The sequence below is a fragment of the Polaromonas sp. YR568 genome (assembly GCF_943369675.1).
Taxonomy (GTDB): domain Bacteria; phylum Pseudomonadota; class Gammaproteobacteria; order Burkholderiales; family Burkholderiaceae_C; genus Polaromonas.
On the sequence record NZ_CALROB020000018.1, the window covers coordinates 58,565 to 81,419 of the forward strand.

The window sequence follows — 22,855 nt, forward strand, 5'->3', positions numbered from 1 at the left end:
TCAAGGTATTTGGTTACTTTTGGCTGTTCACGATAGACAACGCCGTCATGCGGTCGACATAATTTTGAAGCCACGCGCAGGAGCCTTCTGCGTGCCCATTGATCCGCCCACCAGGAGTTCACCCTTGAACGCAATAAAGAAAGCCCGCAAGCTGATTGCCAAAGATCCCACGACGCCGGAGGCCGCCGCGCTCGCGCGCCTGGTGCGCGCCCTTGAGTCGGATGAAAAATTCGAACTGGGCGAGCTTTACCAGCTCGACTACGACGACTTCGACCTGGCGATCGACATCCTCAAGGAATGGCGGCTGGACCGCTATTACATGGGCAAAGCCAAGCTGCACGACCTCGCGGTGCAGGTCAACGAACTTTGATTCTTTGACGGCTGCGGCCGTTTTTTCAAGCCCTGATCGCGCGCGCATGTCATAAGGCGGTCATGTTCGGCGGCTCCAATGTAAACGATTACATGAGGAGCGCGAGTGAGCATTCAGGCGGTGGCGGACCAGGCGGGCGTATCGGTGGCAACGGTGTCGCGGGTCTTCAATGCGCCCGAAAAAGTCAGCCCGCAAACCCGCGAGCTGGTGGAAAAGGCGGCGCTCGAGAGGGGCTACATGCCCAATGCCAGTGCGCGCACGCTGCGCACGCAACGCAGCCGCGTGCTGGGCGTCGTGCTGCCCACCCTGCTCAATCCCGTGTTCGCCGAATGCCTCGAAGGCATCGCGCGTTCGGCCACCCGCGCCGGCTATGCCATCCTGCCGCTGACCACCGACTATCGGCTTGAGCAGGAAGAGCAGGCCGTCAACCTGCTGCTGGCCGGCAACGTCGACGGCATGATCCTGGTGGTCTCCAGCCCGGAGACTTCCAGAGCCCTGCAGCGGCTTTGCGTCGCGGGCCTTCCTTATGTGCTGGCCTACAACCGCCACGAGGAACATCCCTGCATTTCGGTCGACAGCGAACAGGCCGTGGCGCAACTCGTGCTGCGTCTCGCGGGCCTGGGGCACCGCGACATCGCGATGGTCAGCGGCCAGCTCAGCGCATCGGACCGCGCCCAGCAGCGCCGCCGCGGTTTCCTGCAAGGCATGGAAGCCGCCGGCCTGGCCGATCCGCAAGTGCTGGAAGTGCCCTTTGTGGAAACCGCCGTCAGCGAGATCACTGAATTGTTGAACCGCCGGCCGCGGCCCAGCGCATTGGTCTGCTCCAACGACCTGCTGGCCATCCGCAGCCTGCGCGCCGCGCACCTCGCGGGCCTGGCGGTGCCGCGCGACTTGACGGTGGTGGGCTTTGACGGCATCGCGCTCGGCGAAGACCTCACGCCCATGCTGAGCACCATCACCCAGCCCAACGCCGACATAGGCCGCTGCAGCGTCGAGCTGCTGGTGCAGGCGCTGACCGGCGGCGCGGCCCTGACACCCGACAGCAGCCTGTCGCTGGCGCACGGTTTCCGCGAAGGCGAATCCTGCGCCGCGCCTTCATCCATCCCGTAATCCCGTCCCTGACTTTTCACCTCACCACCACCACGGAGTTTCCATGAAGACATCCCTGCAACGACTCGCCAAAGCCGCGCTGCTGGCCATCGGCCTGGCCGCCGGCGCCAATGCGCTGGCCCAGACCGCCATCTGCTACAACTGCCCGCCCGAATGGGCCGACTGGGGCACGCAGCTCAAGGCCATCAAGGCCAGGACCGGTGTCACCGTGCCGCCCGACAACAAGAACTCCGGCCAGTCGCTCGCGCAGATGACGGCCGAAAAAGCCAACCCCGTGGCCGACGTGACCTATCTGGGCGTCACCTTCGCCATCCAGGCGCAGAAAGACGGCCTGGTCGGCAGCTACAAGCCGGCGGCATGGGGCGAAATTCCCGACGGCCTCAAAGACCCGCAAGGCCACTGGTTCACCATCCATTCCGGCACCCTGGGTTTTATGGTCAACGTCGATGCGCTCAAGGGCAAGCCGGTGCCGCGCTCCTGGGCCGACCTGCTCAAGCCCGACTACAAGGGCCTGGTCGGTTACCTGGATCCTGCCTCGGCTTTTGTCGGTTACGTGGGCGCCGTGGCGGTGAACCAGGCGCGCGGCGGCACGCTGGACAACTTCACGCCCGGCATCGAGTATTTCAAGGCGCTGCAAAAGAACGAGCCCATCGTGCCCAAGCAGACCTCGTATGCGCGCATGCTGTCCGGTGAAATCGCCATCCTGCTGGACTACGACTTCAACGCCTACCGCGCCAAGTACAAGGACAAGGCCAACGTCGAGTTCGTGATCCCGGCCGAAGGCACCATCGTCGTCCCCTACGTCATGAGCCTGGTGGCCAAGGCGCCGCATGCCGAAAACGGCAAGAAAGTGCTGGACTTCGTGCTGTCCGACGAAGGCCAGGCCATCTGGGCCGACGCCTACCTGCGCCCGGTGCGCGCCAGCGCGATCTCCAAGGAAGCCCAGTCGCGCTTCCTGCCGGCCGCCGAATACGCGCGCGCCAAAAGCGTGGACTACGCGCGCATGGCCGCCGTGCAAAAAGGTTTTTCCGACCGCTACCTCAAAGAAGCCCAGTAAGCCGGCTTCGCACCGACACCACGCATGAACTCGTCCACCTTCGCGCCTTCGCGCCGCCTGCTGCTGGCCTGTTCAGCGCCGGCGGTGGCCTTCTTCGCGGCCTTCTGGCTTCTGCCGGCGGTGCAGCTTCTGGCTTTGCCGGCCGGGCTGGGGTGGGCGGCTTATTTTGTGGTGCTGACGAACAGCCGCTACTGGCAAAGCCTGCTGCAGACCCTGGGCCTGTCGCTGGCGGTGACCCTGGTCACGCTGGTGCTCGGCGCCCTGGTCGGCATCACGCTGGCGCGCACGCGCTTCGCGGGCCGCAAGCTGCTGCTCTCGCTGCTGGCTTTGCCTTTGTCGTTTCCGGGCGTGATCATCGGCTTTTTCATCATCCTGCTGGGCGGCCGGCAGGGCCTGGTGGCCGACCTCGGCGACGCGCTGGGCCTGGGCCGCATCACCTTTGCCTACGGCCTGGCCGGTTTGTTTCTCGGCTACCTGTATTTTTCGCTGCCGCGCGCCATCGTGAGCTACACCGCCGCGGCCGGCGCCATGGACCTTCCGCTCGAAGAAGCCGCGCGTTCGCTGGGCGCATCGCGCTGGCGCGTCGTGCGCGACGTCTGGCTACCCGAACTCGCGCCCACCAGCCTGGCCTGCGGCGCGATGGTGTTCGCCACCGCCATGGGCGCCTTCGGCACGGCCTTCACGCTGGCCAGCAAGTTTGAGGTGCTTCCCATCACCATTTACAACGAATTCACCAACTACGCCAACTTCGCGCTGGCCGCCAGCCTGTCCATCACGCTGGGGCTGATCACCTGGCTGGTGCTCTTCCTCTCGCGGCGCGCCGCCGGCCCCGCCGGCGCGGGGATTTGACGCCATGAGAACGCCCCGCCAGGTATCCCCTTTGCTCATGCTGCTGACCGCACTGGTGGCAGTCTTCATGCTCGCGCCCATCGCGCTGTCGGTGCTCGCCGGGCTTGTCAACAACTACAGCGCCGGCCTTAAAAGCGGTCTCACGCTGCGCTGGCTGGGCGAAGTGTGGGAGCTGTACGGCGGCACCGTCGCCGCCTCGCTGCTGCTGGCGCTGCTGTGCGTGCTGGGCAACCTGCTCATCGGCATCCCCTGCGCCTACGCGCTGGCCCGCAGCCGCTCGCGCGCCGCGCGGGTGTTTGAAGAGTTGCTGACGCTGCCGGTCGCCGTGCCCGGCCTGGCCACCGCGCTGGCGCTGATCCTGGCCTACGGGCAGGTCAGCGGCTTCCGCCAAAGTTATGCCTTCATCCTGGTGGGCCACATGGTGTTCACGCTGCCCTTCATGGTGCGCACCGTGTCCTCGGCCTTCCAGCGGCCCGAGCTGCATTCGCTGGAGGAAGCTGCGCGCTCGCTGGGCGCCGGTTTCGCGCAGCGTTTTACCGGCGTGCTGCTGCCCGCCGTGCTGCCCGCCATCGTCGCCGGCTGCCTGATGGTGTTCACGCTGTCTGTCGGCGAGTTCAACCTCACCTGGATGCTGCACACGCCGCTCACGCGCACGCTGCCCGTCGGCCTGGCCGACAGCTATGCCTCCATGCGGCTGGAGGTGGGCTCGGCCTACACCCTGGTCTTTCTCCTTGTCATCCTCCCCGTGCTGTGGGGCCTGCAGGCCGCCGGTACCCTGATTGAAAAACACCATGCAAGCTGAACGCACGCGCGTGGACATCGTCCAGTGCGCCAAAACCTATGCCGACGGAACGCGCGGCCTGTTGCCCACATCGCTCTCGGTGGAGCCCGGCGAGGCGCTGGCGCTGCTGGGCCCCTCGGGCTGCGGCAACCACCTTGCGTCTTTCTCCTTGTCATCCTCTCTCCGTGCTATGGGGCCTGCAGGCCGCCGGTACCCTGATTGAAAAACACCATGCAAGCTGAACGCACGCGCGTGGACATCGTCCAGTGCGCCAAAACCTATGCTGACGGAACCCGCGGCCTGCATCCAACCTCGCTGTCGGTGGAGCCCGGCGAAGTGCTGGCCTTGCTGGGCCCCTCCGGCTGCGGCAAGACCACGCTGCTGCGCCTGGTCGCCGGGCTGGAAGCGCCCGACGCCGGTAGCCGCATCCTGTTCGGCGACACCGACGTCACCCACCTGCCGGTGGAGCGGCGCGGCATCGGCATGGTGTTCCAGCACTACGCGCTGTTCCCGCAGATGACGGTGGAGGCCAACATCGCCTACGGCCTGCGCGTGCGTGGCGTGGACGAGTCCGAAAAGCGCCGTGTGGTCGGCGAACTCATAGACCTCGTGCGCCTCAACGGCCTGGAGAAAAAACGCCCGGCCGAACTCTCGGGCGGGCAGCGCCAGCGTGTGGCCCTGGCCCGCGCCGTCGCCGTGCGCCCGCGCGTGCTGCTGCTCGACGAACCCCTGACCGCGCTGGACGCCAAGCTCAAGGAATCGGTGCGCGACGAACTGGCCGAACTGCTGCGCCGCCTGCACATCACCGCCATCCACGTCACGCACGACCAGCAGGAGGCGCTCGCCATCGCCGACCGGCTGGCCGTGATGCAGGCCGGCCGCATCGTGCAGGTCGGCAATGGCGAGGCGCTGTACCGAACGCCCCAGCATCCTTTTGTCGCCAGCTTCCTGGGCCGCGTGAACCGGCTTGAACGCGACGAGGCCGCGCGCGCCGCCCACGTCGTCCGGGTCGGCGACATGGACGTCGCATGCCCGCCGGCCTGGCAGGCGCAGGCCACCGTGCTGGTGCGGCCCGAAGACGTCGAGGTCGGCGAAGTCACGGCCGGCTGGGGCGACGCCGTGGTGTCGCAGCGTGTCTTCCTCGGCGACCGCATCCAGCTCAAGCTCATGCTGCCCGACCAGACCAGCGTCAACGCGGAAGTAGGGCGCGACCACCCGGCCTGCATGGGTGACGTCGTCGGCATACGCATACAACCGCACCACCTCATGCCCGGCAGCGAACTCGCCTGAATTCCATGACCACCACTTCACTGCTGCAACTTTCCGACCTGCACATCCGCGAACCAGGCCGCCTGGCTTACGGCCGCATCAACACCGCGCCTTACCTGGCGCAGGCGGTCGCCTCCATCCTCAAGCTGCCGCAGCAGCCCGACGCCGTCGTCATCACCGGCGACCTGACCGACTTCGGCCGCGCCGCCGAGTACGCGCACCTGCGCGAGCTGCTCGCGCCGCTGGCCATGCCGGTCTACCTGATGCCCGGCAACCATGACGAGCGCGCGCAGCTGCGGTTGAGTTTTCCCGGCCACAGCTACCTGGGCACGGAGGAGTTCGTGCAGTACAGCGTGGCCATAGGCGCGCTGCAACTCATTGCGCTGGACACCGTGGTGCCCGGCGCCAGCGAAGGCAGCCTGTGTGAAGCCAGGCTGGCCTGGCTGGCCCGCGAGCTCGAAGCGCACCGCGGCCGGCCTGTGGTCATCGCCATGCACCACCCGCCCTTCAAGACATTGATTGGCCACATGGACGACATAGGCCTGCTCAGCGGCGCGTCCGAACTTGAAGCGCTGGTCAGCCGCTACCCGAATGTGGAGCGCATCATTTGCGGCCACCTGCACCGCGCCATCCAGGTGCGCTTCGGCGGCAGCATCGCGGCGACCATCCCTTCACCGGCCCACCAGGTCCGCCTGGACCTGGCGCCCGACGCCGCCTCGGCCTGGGTGCTGGAGCCGCCCGGCTTCGGGCTGCATGTGTTGCCCGAAGGAGGGCGGCTGGTCAGCCATACCGTCGCGAGCGGCGCGTATGAAGGGCCGTTTCCTTTTCACGAAGGCGCGGTGCTGATCGACTAGCCCGGTCGACGCAAGCAGCCGCGCCCGGCCCGGCGCATTCAGCGCCCGGCTTAGAAGTTCAGGTCTTTCTCGATGTCCTGCATCTTGCGGCGCGCGATGGCCAGGTTGGACTTGGCCTTGTCCAGCACGAAATAGATGAACACGCCTTCCTTGCGCGACAGCGGGCGGATCAGGTGGTATTGCTTGCCCAGCGTGATCAGGATGTCTTCGATCACGTCGTTCAGGCCCAGCGAGCGCATGGTCTTGAGCTTGGCGCGCATGACTTCGGTGTTGCCGGCGGCGGCCACTTCCAGGTCCACGCCGGTGCCGGCGGAGCCGAGCATCATGCCGCTGGCGGAGTCGACGACGGCGGCGCACAGCGCTCCGTCCAGCGTCAGGAGTTCGTCGAGAGATTGTTTGATGGTTGCCATTTTTGTTAAACCCTAGCGCGCATGTTGTGAAAGGGAAGCGGGGTAGACATGCGCGCCACCAACCCCGTGCCCGTTGAATTCATCCCTGGCTTATCAGCCGTCCGAGCTTGCCGACCTTCTGGAACCAGGCGCCCATGTCCAGCGCCATGCGCCCCGACAGCGTGGCCATCACGATGCCCTTGCCGCAGGGCATCAGGCTCAAGACGCCGTCCTGGTGGATCATCGAGATGGCCTGCAGCGGCCCGAGCCCGGCGAAGGGAACGCCGCTGCGCTGGTGCAGGCGCCAGTAGTCGCTGGCCGCCTCGGCGATGGAATCGATCTGCGGATGGCCGCCGGCCGACAGGTAGACCATGCCCGTGGCCGAGTCGACCAGCGCGCAGGCGTTCACGCCCGGCGTGGTGGCCATGGCCGCCAGTTCGGCGGCGATCTGCTGCGTGTTCACGCCGCTTCCAGCGCCCTGGCGCACTCGCCCGCGCGGTAGGCGACCTGCGCGAGGATGGCGTGCTCGTTGGCGATGACGTTCACCACCAGGTCCACGTCGCCGCGGCGGACCGCGCTCAGGAAGGCAAAGCCCGCGTCGGTGTTGATGGTGACGCTGCGGCTGCGGCCCAGCCGCGCCTCCTGCGACACCACGGCGCCTATGGCCGAGATCGAACTGGCCAGCGCGGCCACGCGCACCGGGTCTATGTCGCGCGTCACGGCGCTGGCGATGTCGAAGCCGTCGGTGGTGGCGACCACCACGGCCACGACACCGCTCACTTCTTCCAGCATGCCGCGCGCCTGTTCCTCGGCCGCCTTGCGCAGCGCTTCATTCACCATGCTCATGTTGTTTCGTTTCCCGTCGTTGAGGGTTCCATCTGCGACAGCAGGGTGTCGATCAGCAGCGCCACGTCCTCGCGCAGGCGCACGTCCACGGCCAGCACCGGCAGCACCAGGCCGTGCCGCTCCAGCCGCGCCGAAAAGTCGTCCAGGCCGGGCTGCGTGTGCGCGTCCATCCTTCCGACGCCGACGGTGCAGGGCGTGTGCGCCAGCACGTCGGCAAAACCTTCGAGGTAGGCGTCCAGGTCGGCCAGCGGGTCGGGCCGGGAGTTGTCGATCAGGATGATGATGCCCAGCGCGTTCTGCGCCAGGATGCGCCACATGAAGTCAAAACGCGCCTGGCCCGGCGTGCCGAACAGGCGCAGCCTGTCGCCGGTGTCCAGCGTCAGCTGGCCGAAATCCAGCCCGACCGTGGTTTTCGCCTTGGCGAGCGAGGCGTCGTTGTTGGCCACGTCGGTGACCACGGGCGGCGTCTCGCTGATGGCCGCGATGGCCGTGGTCTTGCCCGCACCCATGGTGCCGGTGAAAACGATTTTGTATTCCCTCATCCGGCGCTCCGGCTGTTGCGGCCCAGGCCCAGGCGGCGGCGAATGCTGCTGAACAGGCTGGGCGCGCCATGGCCATGGCCGGCGTTTGCGGCGGCGGGCAGGCTAGGGGCTGCTTTGCGGGCGTGCGCGTGAACGGGCTGCCCGGGTGTTTCCCAGTTCAGCAGATCATGTTTTTCAAGTTCCAGCATGAAGGCGCCGCACGCCGCTTCGGGGTAGCCGGCCATGGTGCTCAGTTCATGCGCCGACCGGGATTGCCGCGACAACAGCGTCGCCAGGTGGATGCGTTCGCGGCTGGATCCCATCAAATAGGAAGGCGGCCAGCGCTTCAAGCGGCCGCGGCGCCAGGTTTGGGGCAAGGGAAGCGCTTCGCCCTGGCGCTCCAGGCCCGGGTCAGGCCTGACGGCCGGCGCCACACGCCCCAGCAGGGCCACAAAGTCTTCGGCCCTGAACGGCCGCTCCAGGAATTCGCCGCCCGGATTTTCCCCGCGCCGCACGACGGGCACCACGATCTGCGTTTTCGCGCCGCCGGGAATGTGCGCCGGCGTGGCGGCAAGCGCCGTCAGCAGGACGTGGCAGGGGCCGTCCTCCGTCAAAGTCCAGTCAACCGCCAACTGCGTGCTGAGCTTCAAAATGGTCCGCAGCAGGCCGATTTCCGCAGCGGATAAACCCTCGACGCCGATGATCATGATGATTGCTTTGTGACTAGTTTTTGACGGAAAACTGACGAAATTGTAGTAATTGTGCTTACGAATATAAGGCCGTTCTTATGAAAATTGGTGCTTAATTACTAAGCATGCAGATGGTTTGTGTGGGATTCGTCACACAAGCCGGGATTTCCGCGCCTGTTCGCGCCTGTTCATGCCCATCTCCGAACGTTGGCGAATGTTCCCGCACACCCGGACATCTTTCGGCAGGCGGCTTCAGCGTCTTGGCGTGCGCTCCTACCCGGCCGGCGCTTTGCCACCACCAGAATGGCAAGCCATGCAAACCCCCGCCCGCCCCTGGCTCACCGGCCTCCTCACATTCATCGCGGTCTTGGCCGCCGTCCTGCTGGCGCTTAATTTTTCAGCCGGCGAGAAAAAAGTCCGGCAGCAGCTGGAGCGCCAGTACAGCGTGGCCGACCCGCAATTCCACCGCGCCATGGGCAGCTTGCTGGGGCCGGGCATCGTGGGCGGCAACAAGGCGGCCGAGCTGCTCAATGGCGACCAGATTTTCCCGGCCATGCTGGGCGCGATCAAGTCCGCCACCAGGACCATCAGCTTTGAGACCTATATCTACTGGTCGGGCGAGATCGGCAAACAGTTCGCCGACGCGCTGTCGGAACGCGCCAAAGCCGGCGTCAAGGTCCACATCCTGGTCGACTGGGTCGGCAGCGCCAAGATGGACGACGCGCTGCTCCAGGAGATGCAGGATGCCGGTGTCGACATCCGCAAGTTCCACAAACCCGCCTGGTACAACCTCGCCAAACTCAACAACCGCACGCACCGCAAGCTGCTGGTCGTCGACGGCGCGGTCGGCTTTACCGGCGGCGTGGGCATCGCGCCCAAATGGACGGGCGCCGGGCAGGACGCCGAGCACTGGCGCGACTCGCACTACAAGGTCGAAGGGCCGGTGGTCGCGCAGATACAGTCCACCTTCATGGACAACTGGCTCAAGGTCAGCGGCGAGGTCCTGCATGGCGAGGCCTACTTTCCTGAACTCAAGCCCGTGGGCAACAGCCCGGCCCAGATGTTCTCCAGCTCGCCCACCAGCGGCAGCGAAAACGTCGAGCTGATGTACCACATGGCCCTCACGGCTTCCACCAAAACCGTGGACCTGTCCATGGCCTACTTCGTGCCCGACGAGGTCAGCCTGGCCATCCTGCGCGAAGCCATGCAGCGCGGCGTGCGGGTCCGCATCATCACGCCCGGCGAAATCATCGACACCGAAACCGTGCGCGCCGCCTCGCGCGCCACCTGGGGCCAGCTGCTGGCGGCCGGCGCCGAAATCTACGAGTTCCAGCCCAGCATGTACCACTGCAAGGTCATGATCGTCGACGGCCTCATGGTGTCCGTCGGCTCCACCAACTTTGACGCGCGTTCCTTCCGGCTCAATGACGAAGCCAACCTCAACATCTACGACGCCACCTTCGCCGCGCGACAGACCGAGGTGTTCGAGCAGGACATCCGCAAGTCCCGCCGCGTGACGCTGGAAGCGTGGCAGAACCGGCCGCTAAGTGAAAAGTTCTCCGAGAAGCTGGCTTCGCTGCTGAACTCGCAACTCTGAACTCGCCGGATGCGGAGAGGCTATCCGCAGATGACGCAGATTTCCGCAGATTAAAAACGGGAACTCTCTTACTCCCTCCCCCGCTGGGGGAGGGCTGGGGTAGGGGCTGGCGGCCTTTGAAATACTTCAGGCGCCGAGGGCCCCCATCCCAACCTTCCCCCAGCGGGGGAAGGCGTAAAACGACTCTGCATCATGGTGGTTTTAATCTGCGGAAATCTGCGTCATCTGCGGATTAAATTTATCTGCAGATTTACGCGGATTGAAGCAGGCAGTAACAGGCCCCGGCCGGCGCTGACGGACCTCCCAGCCAACGTCCTACAGTGAAATCCGGGGAACGCGAAGAAGCTTGCAAGCTTGCCTTGCCGGTGTTTCAATCAAAAGGTGACCCACGATGAACATTCCCGACTCCCTCCCGGTGTCCCGGCGAGGCGTGCTGATTGCGGGCGCCGCTTCGGCGGCCGCCGGCACCATCCCTGCCGATGCCATGGCCGCGCCTGAAGCCCCGCCAAAGCCCGCGCCCGGCGCCGTGCCCACGTCCCGCGTCACGCTGGAAGTCAACGGCCAGGCGCACACGCTGGACCTTGACAACCGCAGCTCCCTGCTCGACACCCTGCGCGAATACCTGCACCTGAGCGGCACCAAAAAAGGCTGCGACCACGGCCAGTGCGGCGCCTGCACCGTGCTGCTGGACGGCGTGCGCATCAACTCGTGCCTCACGCTGGCGGTGATGCACGAAGGCGCCAAGGTCACCACCATCGAAGGCCTGGGCACGCCGCGCAACCTGCACCCGATGCAGGCGGCTTTCGTCAGGCACGACGGCTACCAGTGCGGCTACTGCACGCCGGGGCAAATCTGCTCGGCCGTCGGCACGCTCGACGAAATACGCCGCGGCATACCGAGCCACGTCAGCGCCGACATCACCGCGCGCCCGCTGCTCTCGGCCGAGGAGTTGCGCGAACGCATGAGCGGCAACATCTGCCGCTGCGGCGCCTACTCCAACATCGTCGAGGCGATCACCGAAGTCGCGGGGGTGACGGCATGAAACCCTTCACCTATGAGCGCGCCAACACACCCGCCGAAGCGGCCGCCGCCGCCGCGCGCAACCCCAACGCGAAATTCATCGCCGGCGGCACCAACCTGCTGGATTTGATGAAGCTGCAGATCGAGGCGCCCGCCCACCTGGTCGACGTCAACGGCCTGGCCCTGGACAAGATAGAGCCCACGCCCGAAGGCGGGCTGCGCATAGGCGCGCTGGTGCGCAACACTTCGCTGGCCGCCGACGAGCGCGTGCGGCGCGACTACGCCGTGCTGTCGCGCGCGCTGCTGGCCGGCGCTTCGGGCCAGTTGCGCAACAAGGCCACCACCGCCGGCAACCTGCTGCAGCGTACGCGCTGCCCTTACTTCTACGATACCGACCAGCCCTGCAACAAGCGCCAACCCGGCAGCGGCTGCAGCGCCATAGGCGGCATCACGCGGCAGCACGCCATCGTCGGCACCAGCCAGGCCTGCATCGCCACGCACCCCAGCGACATGGCCGTGGCCATGCGCGCGCTCGACGCCACGGTGGAAACCGTGCGCCCCGGCGGCCAGGCCCGCGTCATCCCGATCGCCGACTTCCACCGCCTGCCCGGCGACACGCCGCACATCGAAACCGCGCTGGAACCCGGCGAGCTCATCACCTCGGTGACATTGCCCAAGCCGCTGGGCGGCGTCCACATCTACCGCAAGGTGCGCGACCGCGCGTCCTACGCCTTCGCCCTCGTCTCGGTCGCCGCCGTCGTGCAGCGCAACGGCTCGGGCCGCGTTGCGCTGGGCGGCGTGGCGCACAAACCCTGGCGCGACGACAGCGCCGACGCCGCCTTGCCGCAGGGCGCGGGCGTCGCCACCCGCTGGCTGCTGGCCGGCGCGCAGACCACCGAAGACAACGCCTTCAAAATTCCGCTGGTGGAGCGCACGCTCGCCGCCGTGTTGGCCCAGGCCAGGAGCGCAGCATGAAATTCGACACCCCCGCCACCACCAACCCCATCGACCAGCTCAAGGTCATCGGCAAGCCCACAGACCGCATCGACGGCCCGCTCAAGACCAGCGGCGGCGCGCCCTACGCCTATGAACGCCACGACGCGGTGCAGAACCCTGCCTATGGCTACGTCGTCGGCGCCGGCATCGCCAAGGGCCGCATTGCCTCCATGGATTTGAGCGCCGCGCGCGCCTCGCCCGGCGTGCTGGCCATCGTCACCGCGCGCAACGCCGGCAAGCTCGGCAAGGGCAACTTCAACACCGCCAAACTGCTGGGCGGGCCCGAGATAGACCACTACCACCAGGCGCTCGCGCTGGTGGTCGCCAACACCTTTGAGCAGGCGCGCGCCGCCGCGCAGCTGGTGCGCATCGAATACACGGCCACACCCGGCAAGTTCGACCTGGCCGCCGAAAAAGATTCCGCGCCGCTGGCCAAGCCCTCCGATTTCGGCGGCGCGCCCGAGTCCAAGATAGGCGACTTCGCCGGCGCCTTCGCCGCGGCCCCGGTGCAACTCGACGCCACCTACACCACGCCCGACCAGTCGCACGCCATGATGGAGCCGCATGCTTCGACGGCCGCCTGGAAAGGCAACAAGCTCACGGTCTGGACGGCCAACCAGATGATTGACTGGAGCGTCGGCGACATGGCCAAGACCCTGGGCATTCCCAAGGCCAATGTGCGCCTGGTCTCGCCCTTCATAGGCGGCGGCTTCGGCGGCAAGCTCTGGGTGCGCGCCGACGCCGTGCTGGCCGCACTCGGCGCGCGCGCGGCGCGGCGGCCGGTGAAGGTCGCGCTGCAGCGCCCGCTGATGATGAACAACACCACGCACAGGCCGGCCACCATCCAGCGCATACGCCTGGGCGCGGGCCGCGACGGCAAGATCACCGCCGTCGGCCACGAGGGCTGGTCCGGCGACCTGCCCGATGGCCAGCCCGAAACGGCCGTCAACCAGACCCGCCTGCTCTACGCCGGCGCCAACCGCCTGACCGCAACGCGCCTGGCCGTGCTCAACCTGCCCGAAGGCAACGCCATGCGCGCGCCCGGCGAGGCGCCCGGCATGATGGCGCTCGAAATCGCCATGGACGAGATGGCCGAAAAGCTGGGCCTGGACCCGATCGAGTTCCGCATCCGCAACGACACCCAGGTCGACCCCGAAAAACCCGAGCGCCCCTTCTCGCAGCGCCGCCTGGTTGAATGCCTGCGCCTGGGCGCCGAACAGTTCGGCTGGAACCGGCGCATGGCGCAGCCCGGGCAACTGCGCAACGGCCGCTGGCTCATCGGCATGGGTGTGGCCGCGGCCTTCCGCAACAACCTGCTCATGAAGTCGGCCGCCCGCGTACGGCTCGACAACCGCGGCGTCGTCACCGTCGAAACCGACATGACCGACATCGGCACGGGCAGCTACACCGTCATCGCCCAGACCGCCGCCGAAACCCTGGGCGTGCCGCTGGAGAAAGTGCTGGTGCGCCTGGGCGACTCCGCCTTCCCCGTGTCCTGCGGCTCCGGCGGGCAGTGGGGTGGCAACAGCTCCACCTCCGGCGTGTACGCCGCCTGCATGAAGCTGCGCGAAGCCGTCGCCAAAAGCGCAGGTATCAGCGCCAGCGATGCGGTCTTCGCCGACGGCATGGTGCGCGCGGGTGACCGCTCAATGCCGCTCGCGCAAGCCGCCGGCGACAAGGGCTTGGTCGCCGAAGACTTCATGGAATACGGCGACCTCGACAAAAAATACCAGCAGTCCACCTTCGGCGCGCATTTCGTCGAAGTCGGCGTGGACTTCTACACCGGCGAAATCCGCGTGCGGCGCATGCTCGCGGTTTGCGCCGCAGGCCGCATCCTCAACCCCAAGGCCGCGCGCAGCCAGGTCATAGGCGCGATGACCATGGGCGTCGGCGCCGCGCTGATGGAAGAACTCGCGGTCGACACCCGCCACGGCTTCTTCGTGAACCATGACCTCGCTGGTTATGAGGTGCCTGTGCATGCGGACATTCCGCATCAGGATGTGATCTTCCTGGATGAGACTGATCCCATCTCTTCGCCCATGAAGGCCAAAGGCGTCGGCGAGCTTGGGATCTGTGGCATCGCCGCTGCTGTTGCGAATGCGGTCTACAACGCAACCGGGGCGCGGGTTCGGGATTATCCGATCACGCTGGATAAGCTGCTTGATCGGTTACCTGTGGTGGCTTGAGGAGCGTGCTTTCTGCATAAGCTTGCTGGCCGGGAGTGGCCCGGCAGCCAGTAACTTTGGCGAAACCCGCAAAGCGGGTTTTCTTTTGTTCGCCAAAAGGCGCGCTGTGCGCGCGGGGTTCGCTCACTTCGCGCAGCGAAGTTACGCGAACACCAAAGTCACCAAAGTTCACGCAGTGGGGATTCGCTCACTTCGCGAGGCGAAGTTATGCGAATACCAAAAGGCGACCCTGGTTGCTGCGTCCCCTGCGCTTCGCTCCGGGGCAACCTGCGGTGCTCGGTCCAGCCGGGGTCTGGCTAAACTCGCTACGCTGCGCTTCGCTCAAACAACGCCAGCCCTGATCCGTCTGGCCCTGCGCTCCTCGGCGCATCCACAAGGGGCAATCGGGAGCGGGGACAAAAAAAGAAAGGGCAGAGCAAGAGCAGGTGGCGATGCGGGGGCCATGAATTTACTCCCTCTCCCTCTGGGAGAGGGCAGGGGCTGAGCGCTGCGGCTCCGGATGCGCCTGCGCGCATCTGGACAGCGCGAAGAAGCCCAGGCTCAGCCTGGGCTGCGGTCTGCAAGACAGGGCCGTCGGCGGTTGATGTGTCGCCGCGGGTGCGAAGGCTGCTGGCCCTCACCCTCTCCCTCTCCCAGAGGGAGAGGGGACAAGAAGGAAGACAAATACAAACAAGGACACGCCAATGGCGTGTCCTTGTTTCTTCAAGTATTCGGTATTGGTATTCGGCTGTTTGGTATTTCTCCTCCCCGCTCCCACCCCTTGTAGATGCGCCGAGGAGCGCAGGTTCAGGCGGATCAGGGATCGCGATTGTCTGAGCCGAAGGCGAGTTCGAGCGAGACCCCGCCTGGACCGAGCACCGCAGGTTGCCCGTAGCGAAGCGGAGGGACGCAGCAACCAGGGTCGCCTTTTGGTATTCGCGTAACTTCGCTTAGCGAAGTGAGCGAATCCCCACTACGTGAACTTTGCTTACTTTCTTTTGGCGAAGCAAAAGAAAAGTGAGTCGCTGCCGGGCGATTCCCGGCTCCGGAACTCAAAACAACATCAGCGCCAAGAATACACAAAGAGCCTTCAATACCTCAGTCCGACCGGTGAAGCGGGGACAGCTTCGACAAGCTCAGCCCGAACGGTGAGACAGAGACGTCAAATCATGCTTCCCCAAAGAAAACGAGAGCGCGTAGATGTCCTGCGTCATGGCCGCAAGCGCGCCCGCAGCCTCAAGCCGCTGCGGCGACAGCTCATCCGCCAGCGCGTGTTGCAAGACCTCCGTCTCATAAGACGACAGCAAGACAATCCAGTCGGCGACGGCATCCCCGCCGCGGATTTTTTGCTCTTGTGTCATGGCTGCCTCCGGCGTCCTGGTTTGCAGCAGGTGCGCCCCGACGATGCCTTTGCTTTCCGCCTGGCGGGCCAGCAGGTTTTCCAGCCAGGCCCGCAAAGGGCCGGCCTGGCCGTCCGCGGGTGACAGGCGGATCGTCAGCACCGCCTTGCCCAGCCCTCCTCCGAAACTGCTGAGCAGCTTGCACTGGCTGCGCACCATGTTCAGGTGGTGCGGCATCATCTTCGCCGACCATGGCGTCGGGTTGTTCAGGCTTCGCAGGTAGCCGGCAGAGGTGAGGGTTTCATACGATGCCAGCTCATACATCACAAAAAACCCGGTTCCCCCGTCAATGTTGGACCAGCGTGAGCCGCGCAGAAAGCCTTCAAGGCCCATGCGTTCCGGAAAGTGTTCGCGGGAGTGCCACTCCTGGAACTCCTCGCGTTGCGCGGGCAGGATGTCCCACCACATCGCTACTGCAGCCTTGCCTAGAAGTGCCATGTCGTCGAACCTTAATAGAACTTCAGTAGAACCAGCTTGCCGGAACCGTCACCAGTTTGGGGAACACCACCATCAAAAACATCACCGCGAACTCGGCGATCATGAACGGGATGACACCCTTGGTGACGTCGTCCATGCTGATCTTGCCGACACCCGCCACCACGTTGAGCACCGTGCCCACCGGCGGCGTCACCAGCCCGATCGAGTTGTTGATGATGAACAGCACGCCGAAGTAGACCGGGTCTATGCCCGCCGCCTTGACCACGGGCATCAGCACCGGCGTGAGGATCAGGATGGTCGGCGTCATGTCCATCGCCGTGCCGACGACCATGACCAGCACCATGATCGCCGCCATCAGCAGGATGGGGCTGCCCATGAAAGGCTTGAGCAGGTCCACCACCATGCCCGGCAGGTTGGCCACCGTGATCAGCCAGGCGCTGACCATGGCCGCGGCGATCAGGAACATCACGACGGCGCTGGTCTTGGCCGACGACACGAACACACCGTAGAGCTGCGCGGGCTTGAGTTCGCGGTAGATGAAGATGGAAACAAACAGCGCGTAGACGGCGGCCACCACGGCCGCCTCGGTGGGCGTGAACACGCCCATGCGCAGGCCGACCAGGATGATCACCGGCAGGATCAGCGCCCAGGTGGCGTCGCGAAAGGCCTTCATGATCTCGGCGCCGCTCTTGCGCGGCGGCGGCACGATGGCCTCGCGCCGCACCAGCCAGGCCCAGGTGACCCAGAGCGCCCCGCCTATCAGCAGGCCCGGCACAACGGCCGCGAAGAAGAGCTTGGAGATCGACACGTTGGCCGCCACGCCGAAGATCACCAGCCCGATGCTGGGCGGGATCACCGGGCCTATCACGCCCACGGATGCGATCAGGCCGCCGGCGCGCGCCTTTTCGTGGCCGGCCTTGACCATCATCGGCAGCAGCAGGGCGGTGAGCGCGGCCGCGTCGGCCACGGCCGATCCCGACAATGCCGACAGCAGGCAGCCCGCCATGATGGTCACATAGCCCAGCCCGCCCTTGACGTGGCCGACCAGCGCCAGCGCCAGGTTGACGATGCGGCGCGACAGGCCGCCGACGTTCATGATCTCGCCGGCCAGCATGAAGAAGGGCACGGCCAGCAGCGGGAAGCTGTCGGCGCCGCCGACCAGGTTCTGCGCCAGGATCTGCGCATCGAACAGCTGCAGGTGCCACATCAGGGCGACGCCGCTGGCCAGCAGCGCAAACGCGATCGGAATGCCCAGGGCCATGGCGGCCAGCAGCGCGCCGATAAAAACGGCAATCGTCATGGCCGTGCTCCCGCGGTGGTGTCCGGCCGGCGCGCATCGTCCAGCACCTGCTTGAGTTGCACGGCCTCTTCCGACTCCTGCACCATCACCAGTTCATCGTCCGACAGCCGGCCGGTGACGACCTTCCACACATCCAGCAGCAGCAGGCCGCAGGCCAGCACGCCGAACACCAGGCTCGAGAGGTAGACGATGGACATGGTCCAGCCGGTCGTGGGTGCCGTGACGTCCCAGTTGATCTTGACCTGTTCCCAGCTGCCCATGGCCAGCAGCACCACGATGAAGATCATCAACACGTGGCCGGCGACGAGGCAGATCTTTTTGCCCATGACCGGCAGCCGCCCGACCACCATGTCGATGCCCAGGTGGCCGTGTTCGCGCAGCGCCACCAGGGCGCCCAGGAAGGTGCCCCAGATGAAGAGCCAGCGCGACACCTCTTCGGAGACCGTGATGCCCGAGTTGAAGCCGTAGCGCAGCACCACGTTGCCGAACACCAGCACGACCATGATGGCCAGGCCGAGCGCGATCAGGAACTCGATGCCTTTGCAGGCCTTGTCGACGAAGGTGTCCATGTCACTTCTGCGCGGCAGGGGCCTGCGCTTCGCGCGCAATATCCGTCACGACCCGAAGGCCCTGCAGGTAGGAGCGCGGACCGAAGCCCTGGATTGTTCCTTTCACCGCCGGCGAGATGATCGAGTGGTGGCGCCAGGGCTCGCGTGTCGCGAGGTTGGACATGTGCACCTCGACCACCGGGAAGGGCATGGCCTTGATCGCGTCATGCAGCGGCACGCCATGCTGCGTCAGCCCGGCGGGGTTGACCAGCGCGCCCTGCGCCGTGTCGATGTGCTGGTGCAGGAAATCGATCAGCGCCCCCTCGTGGTTCGACTGGATCGTCTCAAGCGTCACGCCCAGTTCGCCGGCCAGTTTGGCCAGCATGGCGTCGATCTGGGCCAGCGTCGTGGTGCCGTAAATATGCGGTTCGCGCCGGCCGAACAGGTTCAGGTTCGGCCCGTGGAGGACAAGTATTTTCATGGCGTTCAGAATTTCGCCATCAGAACTTGGATACGCGTTCCAGCTCGGACTTGAAGAGCGTCACGATGGCCGGGTCATAGGCGGCCGAGAACTTGTCGTAGACGGGGCGCACTTCGGCGCGCATCTTGGCCAGCTCGGCGGGCGGCACGTCGTTGTAGAGCATGCCCTTGGCCGTCAGCTCGCCCAGCGCCTTCGCCGACACTTCACGGCTGACCACGCGCTGCCAGTTTTGGGCTTCGATGGCGGCGTCGGCCAGGATCTTGTGCTCCGTCGCCGAGAGCTTGTCCCAGAAGCGCTTGCTGATCTGGATCGGGTTGGTCGCGTAGACGTGGTTGGTGCCGCTCACGTACTTCTGCACTTCGTAGAACTTGCTCGAGGCGATCACCGCGAAGGGGTTTTCCTCGCCGTCCACCGCCTTGCTCTCGAGCGCGCCGTACAGCTCGGCAAAAGGCATGGGCACCGGGTTGGCCTTGAAGGCCTTGAAGGTTTCCAGGAACACCGGGTTCGGGATCACGCGCAGTTTCAGGCCTTCCAGGTCGGCGCCCTTCATGATGGGGCGCTTGCTGTTGGTCACGTTGCGAAAGCCCAGGTCGAAGAAGCCCAGCACGATCACGCCCTTTTCAGGCAGTTTGGCCGCGAGCATCTTGCCCAGCGGGCCGTCGACCAGCGCGTCGGCCTGCTTCGCATTGGCGAAGAGGAAGGGAAAGTCCAGCAGGCCGAATTCCTTGACGATGCCGTTCAGCGACGTCGTCGAGGCCACCAGCATTTCCTGCACGCCGCCCTGCAGCGCCGACTGCTGCTGCAGCTCGTTGCCCAGCTGCGAGGCCGCGAATTCCTGCACCTTGATCTTGCCGCCGCTCTTGGCGGCGACGATCTCGGCGAACTTGCGCACGCCCAGGCTGGTCGGGTGGTCCGGGTTGTTCAGGTGGCCGAACTTGATGGTCCGCTCCTGGATGTCCTGCGCCAGGGCGGGCATAACCGCGACCATCAGGGCGGCGACAAGGGTGAGGGTTCTGCGGCGAGCAAGCATGGTGATGTCCTTTTAGGGTGGCGCCCGAGCGCTGTTGTCAGCGTGGTCTGGCGATGTCTCTGTTGTCTATTACCGCAGCACAAGCTGCAGGCCGAGGGCATCATATTCGTGAAGTGGAAAGTCTTTCCATTGTGGAAAACCATTACCATTATTCAATTGCGGCCCGGTTCAGGCCATGGCCCAATCGGTCAAACCCGCATGTATATATAGAGGGCCCGGCCAATCCCCCAGGAAGCGGCCGGCACCCGCATCGCCCCCAGACACCGTCAAGCCAAAGAGTCCCACGCCATGAGCACCCTGCTGGAAAGAAGCTTTAAAACCCTGGAGCAACTCGCCGCCCACCCCCAGGGCATGACCGTCTCCACCATCGCCGCCACGCTGGACATGCCCCTCAGCGCCACCCACCGCCTGCTCGCCGAGCTGTGCCGCAGCGGTTATGTGCGCCAGGTGCGCGAGCAAGGCGAGTACGTGCTCACCATCAAGCTCGTCTCCCTGGGCCTGAGCTTTTTGAGCGCCTCCGGCGTCGTCGACGTCGCCCAGCCCCTGCTGGACCACCTGGCCGAAGAATGCGGCGAACTGGTCCGCCTGGCCGTCGTCGACGGCGACGATTTGACCTTCGTCGCCAAAGCCCAGGGCGCCCGCCGCGGCCTGCGTTATGACCCCGACATGGGCCTGTCGGTGCGCCTCTCTTGCAGCGCAGCCGGCCACGCCTGGCTCTCCACCATGAGCGATGAAGAAGCGCTAAGACTGGTCGCCCGGCAAGGCTTCGGCCAACCAACGGACTACGGCCCGAATGCCCCCACCACCGTCAAGGCGCTGCTGGCCTACATCCAGACCGCCCGCAAACGCGGCTTCAGCATGATCAGCGAAGTCTTCTCCCCCTCCATGACCGCCATGGCCGCGCCCGTGCTCGCGCCCTCGGGCGCGATCGGCGTGGTCACCATCGCGGGGCCGCTGGTGCGGCTGACCGAGGCGCGTATGGAGGCGTTGTCTGAGGCTTTGCTGGCGACGGCGGATGAGATACGGGCGGCCAGTGGGGGGTCGGCTATGTTCAAGAAGAGGGCTTAGGCCGGCGCTCCTGCAATCACCAAAGACTGTCAGTTAACAGTCAATGCTGAGTCCAGTTCAATTAAAACGTTTTAATTGTCCAATAATCAAGGTCGGCTATTAATAATGGACAAGAGATAATATTGGACAAATTGATCTGTTATTGGTTATTTGTCCAATATTGTGATTAGTCTATTAATAGTGGACAATTGCCAATAATGGACAAATTGCTTATCCCTGCTGAAAATCCCCTGCTGCAGGCGGCTATGAAGGCCGCTCAAAACTGGGGTGTGACCGTGCAGATTGAGCCCAATCCACCCGCGGGAACAGAAGCTGATGGATTTGTGCGCATTGCACGGGGTAAACAGAAATTGGTTTACCCGTTTGAAATACGCCATGCCTTGCAGCCGGCGACATTGGGAATCGCATTGCAGCGGCTGGCGCGGCTGGGTAAAAAGGCCCTGTTGGTCACCGACTATGTGACACCTGCGCTGGCCGACGAACTCAAAGCGCGCGGCGTCGCCTTTCTGGATACGGCCGGCAATGCCTATATCGAAGAGGGGCCGCTGCTTATTTGGGTGAAAGGCCAAAAGCGCCTTGAAAAACCTGGCATCACCACTTTCGCGGCTGGCAAGGCTTTTCAGCCGACAGGCCTGCAAATTCTTTTCACATTGTTGTGCAATCCCGGGGCGGTTAACCGGCCATATCGGGAACTGGGCAAGATGGCCGGTGTGGCCCATGGCACGGTCGGTTGGGTCATTCCCGACCTGCAACAGCAAGGATTTGTCCGCGACCTGAACGGGAAGCGCGGCACACGCCGGCTGTTTCAGCAGGAGCGGCTGCTTGCGCAATGGGCCGATGCCTATGCGCGAACCCTAAGGCCCCGTACCTTGCTGGGCCGCTATTACATCGGAACGCTCGATGGCTGGCGGGACTGGCCTTTACTGGACCATGGCGCACAGTGGGGCGGTGAACCCGCCGGCGCCCTCTTGACGGATTACCTTCGTCCCGGCGAGTTGACGATTTATGCGGAAAAAATGCCAGCCCGGCTGGCCGCGCGCATGAAGTTTCTGAAAGAGCCTGAACCCGGCCATGCGGCGGTGGTGGAAGTACGTAAACGTTTCTGGGACTTTCCCGCTGAACCCCATCACGCCAATCTGGTCCCGCCGCTTCTCACCTACGCGGACTTGCTGGCAACCGGCGACGCACGTTGCATTGAAACGGCCCGGATGATTTATGACGCCCATATCATTCGACTTTTCAACGAGGCCTGAGCTCCTGTCGCTCGCGCACATCGCGCGCGACTTGCAGGCGGTGGCCGAGCCCATGGGCATTGAGTTCTTCCTGATGGGGGCCATGGCGCGCGACCTGATGCTGCTTTACACGCATGGAATCAACACCGGCCGCCAGACAAAAGATGCCGATTTTTCGGTCATGGTGCGTGATTGGGAGGCATTTTCGGCGTTGCGCGCAGGGCTCGTCGAAACGGGGGCTTTTCTGGAGAGGCCGGGCCCGGCTACACATCGCTTGCACCACGTGAAAAGCGGTCTTCCGCTGGACATTGTTCCGTTTGGGGCTATTGAGCGCGCCGATAGAACAATTGCCTGGCCGCCCAAGCAACAGATCGTCCTTGACTGTTTTGGCCTCCGTGAAGCATTTGATGCCAGCCTTTCAGTTTTGCTGCCCGAAGGCGTGAGATGGCAGGTAGCAAGCATTCCTGCGTTGGCGCTGCTCAAGGTGGCGGCCTGGAAGGACAGGCATCAAGAGTTTCCCGGAAAAGACGCGGGTGACCTGGTGCTGCACCTGCGGCACTACCTGGATTGCGGGAACCTTGAGCGCGCGGGGGTGGAGCCCCCGGATCTTTTCGAGGTCGACGACTACCACCACGAAGCCACAAGCGCGCGGTTGCTGGGGCGCGATGTCGCGGTTCTGCTGGATGCGCAATCCAGGAAGCGTGTACTCGAAATACTGCGCCCTGAAGCGGACGAAGGCGGCCCGCTGATCCTGGCGGGCCAATCAGGCCCAAACCTGGAACAAGCCCGTCAACTCATCCAGGCCGTCTGTGACGGCCTTGCGGACAGGCGTTGAATGCTTCTCC

General features: G+C 65.0%; 24 protein-coding genes and 1 pseudogene. 15 read left to right on the plus strand and 10 right to left on the minus strand.

Features of this window, described 5'->3' with window-relative positions; all coding sequences use genetic code 11:
* Positions 1–124: 124 nt before the first annotated feature.
* From ACLV8F_RS11805 to ACLV8F_RS11840, 8 genes and pseudogenes are all read left to right on the plus strand, one after another.
* Positions 125–370, plus strand: coding sequence for a hypothetical protein (locus tag ACLV8F_RS11805; protein WP_411880617.1), 246 nt, complete (start codon positions 125–127; stop codon positions 368–370).
* Between the two features lie 105 nt (positions 371–475).
* Positions 476–1,480 (plus strand): LacI family DNA-binding transcriptional regulator, encoded by a 1,005-nt coding sequence (locus tag ACLV8F_RS11810; protein WP_411884413.1) that lies wholly within the window; start codon positions 476–478, stop codon positions 1,478–1,480.
* 43 nt (positions 1,481–1,523) lie between these two features.
* Positions 1,524–2,537: an ABC transporter substrate-binding protein gene (locus ACLV8F_RS11815; protein ID WP_411884414.1), complete on the plus strand. Its 1,014-nt coding sequence runs from the start codon at positions 1,524–1,526 to the stop codon at positions 2,535–2,537.
* 24 nt (positions 2,538–2,561) lie between these two features.
* Positions 2,562–3,386, plus strand: coding sequence for an ABC transporter permease (locus ACLV8F_RS11820; protein WP_411884415.1), 825 nt, complete (start codon positions 2,562–2,564; stop codon positions 3,384–3,386).
* Between the two features lie 4 nt (positions 3,387–3,390).
* Entirely contained in the window at positions 3,391–4,188 is a 798-nt protein-coding gene (locus tag ACLV8F_RS11825; protein ID WP_411884416.1) for an ABC transporter permease, read from the plus strand.
* A pseudogene (locus tag ACLV8F_RS11830) lies at positions 4,178–4,315 on the plus strand (Fe3+/spermidine/putrescine ABC transporter ATP-binding protein); the annotation flags it as partial. The gene ACLV8F_RS11825 and the pseudogene ACLV8F_RS11830, both read left to right, overlap by 11 nt.
* Positions 4,316–4,398: 83 nt before the next feature.
* A complete protein-coding gene (locus ACLV8F_RS11835; protein WP_411884417.1) occupies positions 4,399–5,457 on the plus strand; it encodes an ABC transporter ATP-binding protein in 1,059 nt (352 codons plus the stop codon).
* 5 nt (positions 5,458–5,462) lie between these two features.
* Complete coding sequence (locus ACLV8F_RS11840; protein ID WP_411884418.1) at positions 5,463–6,290, plus strand: phosphodiesterase; 828 nt, start codon at positions 5,463–5,465, stop codon at positions 6,288–6,290.
* 50 nt (positions 6,291–6,340) lie between these two features.
* Here ACLV8F_RS11840 and ACLV8F_RS11845 read toward each other — a convergent pair whose 3' ends face one another.
* From ACLV8F_RS11845 to ACLV8F_RS11865, 5 genes are all read right to left on the minus strand, one after another.
* On the minus strand, positions 6,341–6,700 hold the full coding sequence (locus ACLV8F_RS11845; RefSeq protein ID WP_411884419.1) for a hypothetical protein: 360 nt from the start codon (positions 6,698–6,700) through the stop codon (positions 6,341–6,343).
* A 79-nt stretch (positions 6,701–6,779) separates the two neighbouring features.
* Positions 6,780–7,142 (minus strand): hypothetical protein, encoded by a 363-nt coding sequence (locus ACLV8F_RS11850; RefSeq protein WP_411884420.1) that lies wholly within the window; start codon positions 7,140–7,142, stop codon positions 6,780–6,782.
* Positions 7,139–7,525: a roadblock/LC7 domain-containing protein gene (locus ACLV8F_RS11855; RefSeq protein WP_411884421.1), complete on the minus strand. Its 387-nt coding sequence runs from the start codon at positions 7,523–7,525 to the stop codon at positions 7,139–7,141. Before ACLV8F_RS11855 ends, ACLV8F_RS11850 begins: the two co-directional genes overlap by 4 nt.
* Entirely contained in the window at positions 7,522–8,067 is a 546-nt protein-coding gene (locus ACLV8F_RS11860; protein ID WP_411884422.1) for a GTP-binding protein, read from the minus strand. Before ACLV8F_RS11860 ends, ACLV8F_RS11855 begins: the two co-directional genes overlap by 4 nt.
* The gene (locus ACLV8F_RS11865; RefSeq protein ID WP_411884423.1) at positions 8,064–8,753 is read right to left on the minus strand and encodes a hypothetical protein; all 690 of its coding nucleotides are present in this window, start codon (positions 8,751–8,753) and stop codon (positions 8,064–8,066) included. The genes ACLV8F_RS11860 and ACLV8F_RS11865 overlap by 4 nt, the downstream gene beginning before the upstream one ends.
* Before the next feature lie 295 nt (positions 8,754–9,048).
* Here ACLV8F_RS11865 and ACLV8F_RS11870 point away from each other — a divergent pair, with 295 nt between their 5' ends.
* From ACLV8F_RS11870 to paoC, 4 genes are all read left to right on the plus strand, one after another.
* Complete coding sequence (locus ACLV8F_RS11870) at positions 9,049–10,332, plus strand: phospholipase D-like domain-containing protein (protein WP_411884424.1); 1,284 nt, start codon at positions 9,049–9,051, stop codon at positions 10,330–10,332.
* Positions 10,333–10,723: 391 nt separating this feature from the next.
* Positions 10,724–11,374: an aldehyde dehydrogenase iron-sulfur subunit PaoA gene (gene paoA, locus ACLV8F_RS11875; protein WP_411884425.1), complete on the plus strand. Its 651-nt coding sequence runs from the start codon at positions 10,724–10,726 to the stop codon at positions 11,372–11,374.
* Positions 11,371–12,327: an FAD binding domain-containing protein gene (locus tag ACLV8F_RS11880; RefSeq protein WP_411884426.1), complete on the plus strand. Its 957-nt coding sequence runs from the start codon at positions 11,371–11,373 to the stop codon at positions 12,325–12,327. The genes paoA and ACLV8F_RS11880 overlap by 4 nt, the downstream gene beginning before the upstream one ends.
* Positions 12,324–14,534, plus strand: a complete 2,211-nt coding sequence (paoC, locus tag ACLV8F_RS11885; protein WP_411884427.1) for an aldehyde oxidoreductase molybdenum-binding subunit PaoC — start codon at positions 12,324–12,326, stop codon at positions 14,532–14,534. The genes ACLV8F_RS11880 and paoC overlap by 4 nt, the downstream gene beginning before the upstream one ends.
* 1,115 nt (positions 14,535–15,649) lie before the next feature.
* Here paoC and ACLV8F_RS11890 read toward each other — a convergent pair.
* Genes ACLV8F_RS11890 through ACLV8F_RS11910 form a run of 5 tightly spaced genes read right to left on the minus strand, consistent with a single transcriptional unit; the run spans position 15,650 to position 19,710 of the window.
* On the minus strand, positions 15,650–16,351 hold the full coding sequence (locus ACLV8F_RS11890; protein WP_411884428.1) for a hypothetical protein: 702 nt from the start codon (positions 16,349–16,351) through the stop codon (positions 15,650–15,652).
* Positions 16,352–16,373: 22 nt separating this feature from the next.
* Positions 16,374–17,651, minus strand: a complete 1,278-nt coding sequence (locus ACLV8F_RS11895) for a TRAP transporter large permease (protein ID WP_411884429.1) — start codon at positions 17,649–17,651, stop codon at positions 16,374–16,376.
* A complete protein-coding gene (locus tag ACLV8F_RS11900; protein WP_411884430.1) occupies positions 17,648–18,220 on the minus strand; it encodes a TRAP transporter small permease in 573 nt (190 codons plus the stop codon). The genes ACLV8F_RS11895 and ACLV8F_RS11900 overlap by 4 nt, the downstream gene beginning before the upstream one ends.
* 1 nt (position 18,221) lies before the next feature.
* Positions 18,222–18,680, minus strand: coding sequence for a type II 3-dehydroquinate dehydratase (locus ACLV8F_RS11905; protein ID WP_411884431.1), 459 nt, complete (start codon positions 18,678–18,680; stop codon positions 18,222–18,224).
* A gap of 19 nt (positions 18,681–18,699) precedes the next feature.
* Complete coding sequence (locus ACLV8F_RS11910; protein ID WP_411884432.1) at positions 18,700–19,710, minus strand: TRAP transporter substrate-binding protein; 1,011 nt, start codon at positions 19,708–19,710, stop codon at positions 18,700–18,702.
* A gap of 288 nt (positions 19,711–19,998) precedes the next feature.
* Here ACLV8F_RS11910 and ACLV8F_RS11915 point away from each other — a divergent pair, with 288 nt between their 5' ends.
* The 3 genes from ACLV8F_RS11915 (at position 19,999) to ACLV8F_RS11925 (ending at position 22,845) form a co-directional block, all read left to right on the plus strand.
* Positions 19,999–20,778 carry an IclR family transcriptional regulator gene (locus ACLV8F_RS11915; protein WP_411884433.1) on the plus strand — a complete coding sequence of 260 codons (780 nt, stop codon included), beginning with the start codon at positions 19,999–20,001 and terminating at the stop codon, positions 20,776–20,778.
* 197 nt (positions 20,779–20,975) lie between these two features.
* Positions 20,976–22,031, plus strand: coding sequence for a type IV toxin-antitoxin system AbiEi family antitoxin (locus tag ACLV8F_RS11920; protein ID WP_411884434.1), 1,056 nt, complete (start codon positions 20,976–20,978; stop codon positions 22,029–22,031).
* Complete coding sequence (locus ACLV8F_RS11925) at positions 21,994–22,845, plus strand: nucleotidyl transferase AbiEii/AbiGii toxin family protein (RefSeq protein WP_411884435.1); 852 nt, start codon at positions 21,994–21,996, stop codon at positions 22,843–22,845. The genes ACLV8F_RS11920 and ACLV8F_RS11925 overlap by 38 nt, the downstream gene beginning before the upstream one ends.
* Positions 22,846–22,855: the final 10 nt, after the last annotated feature.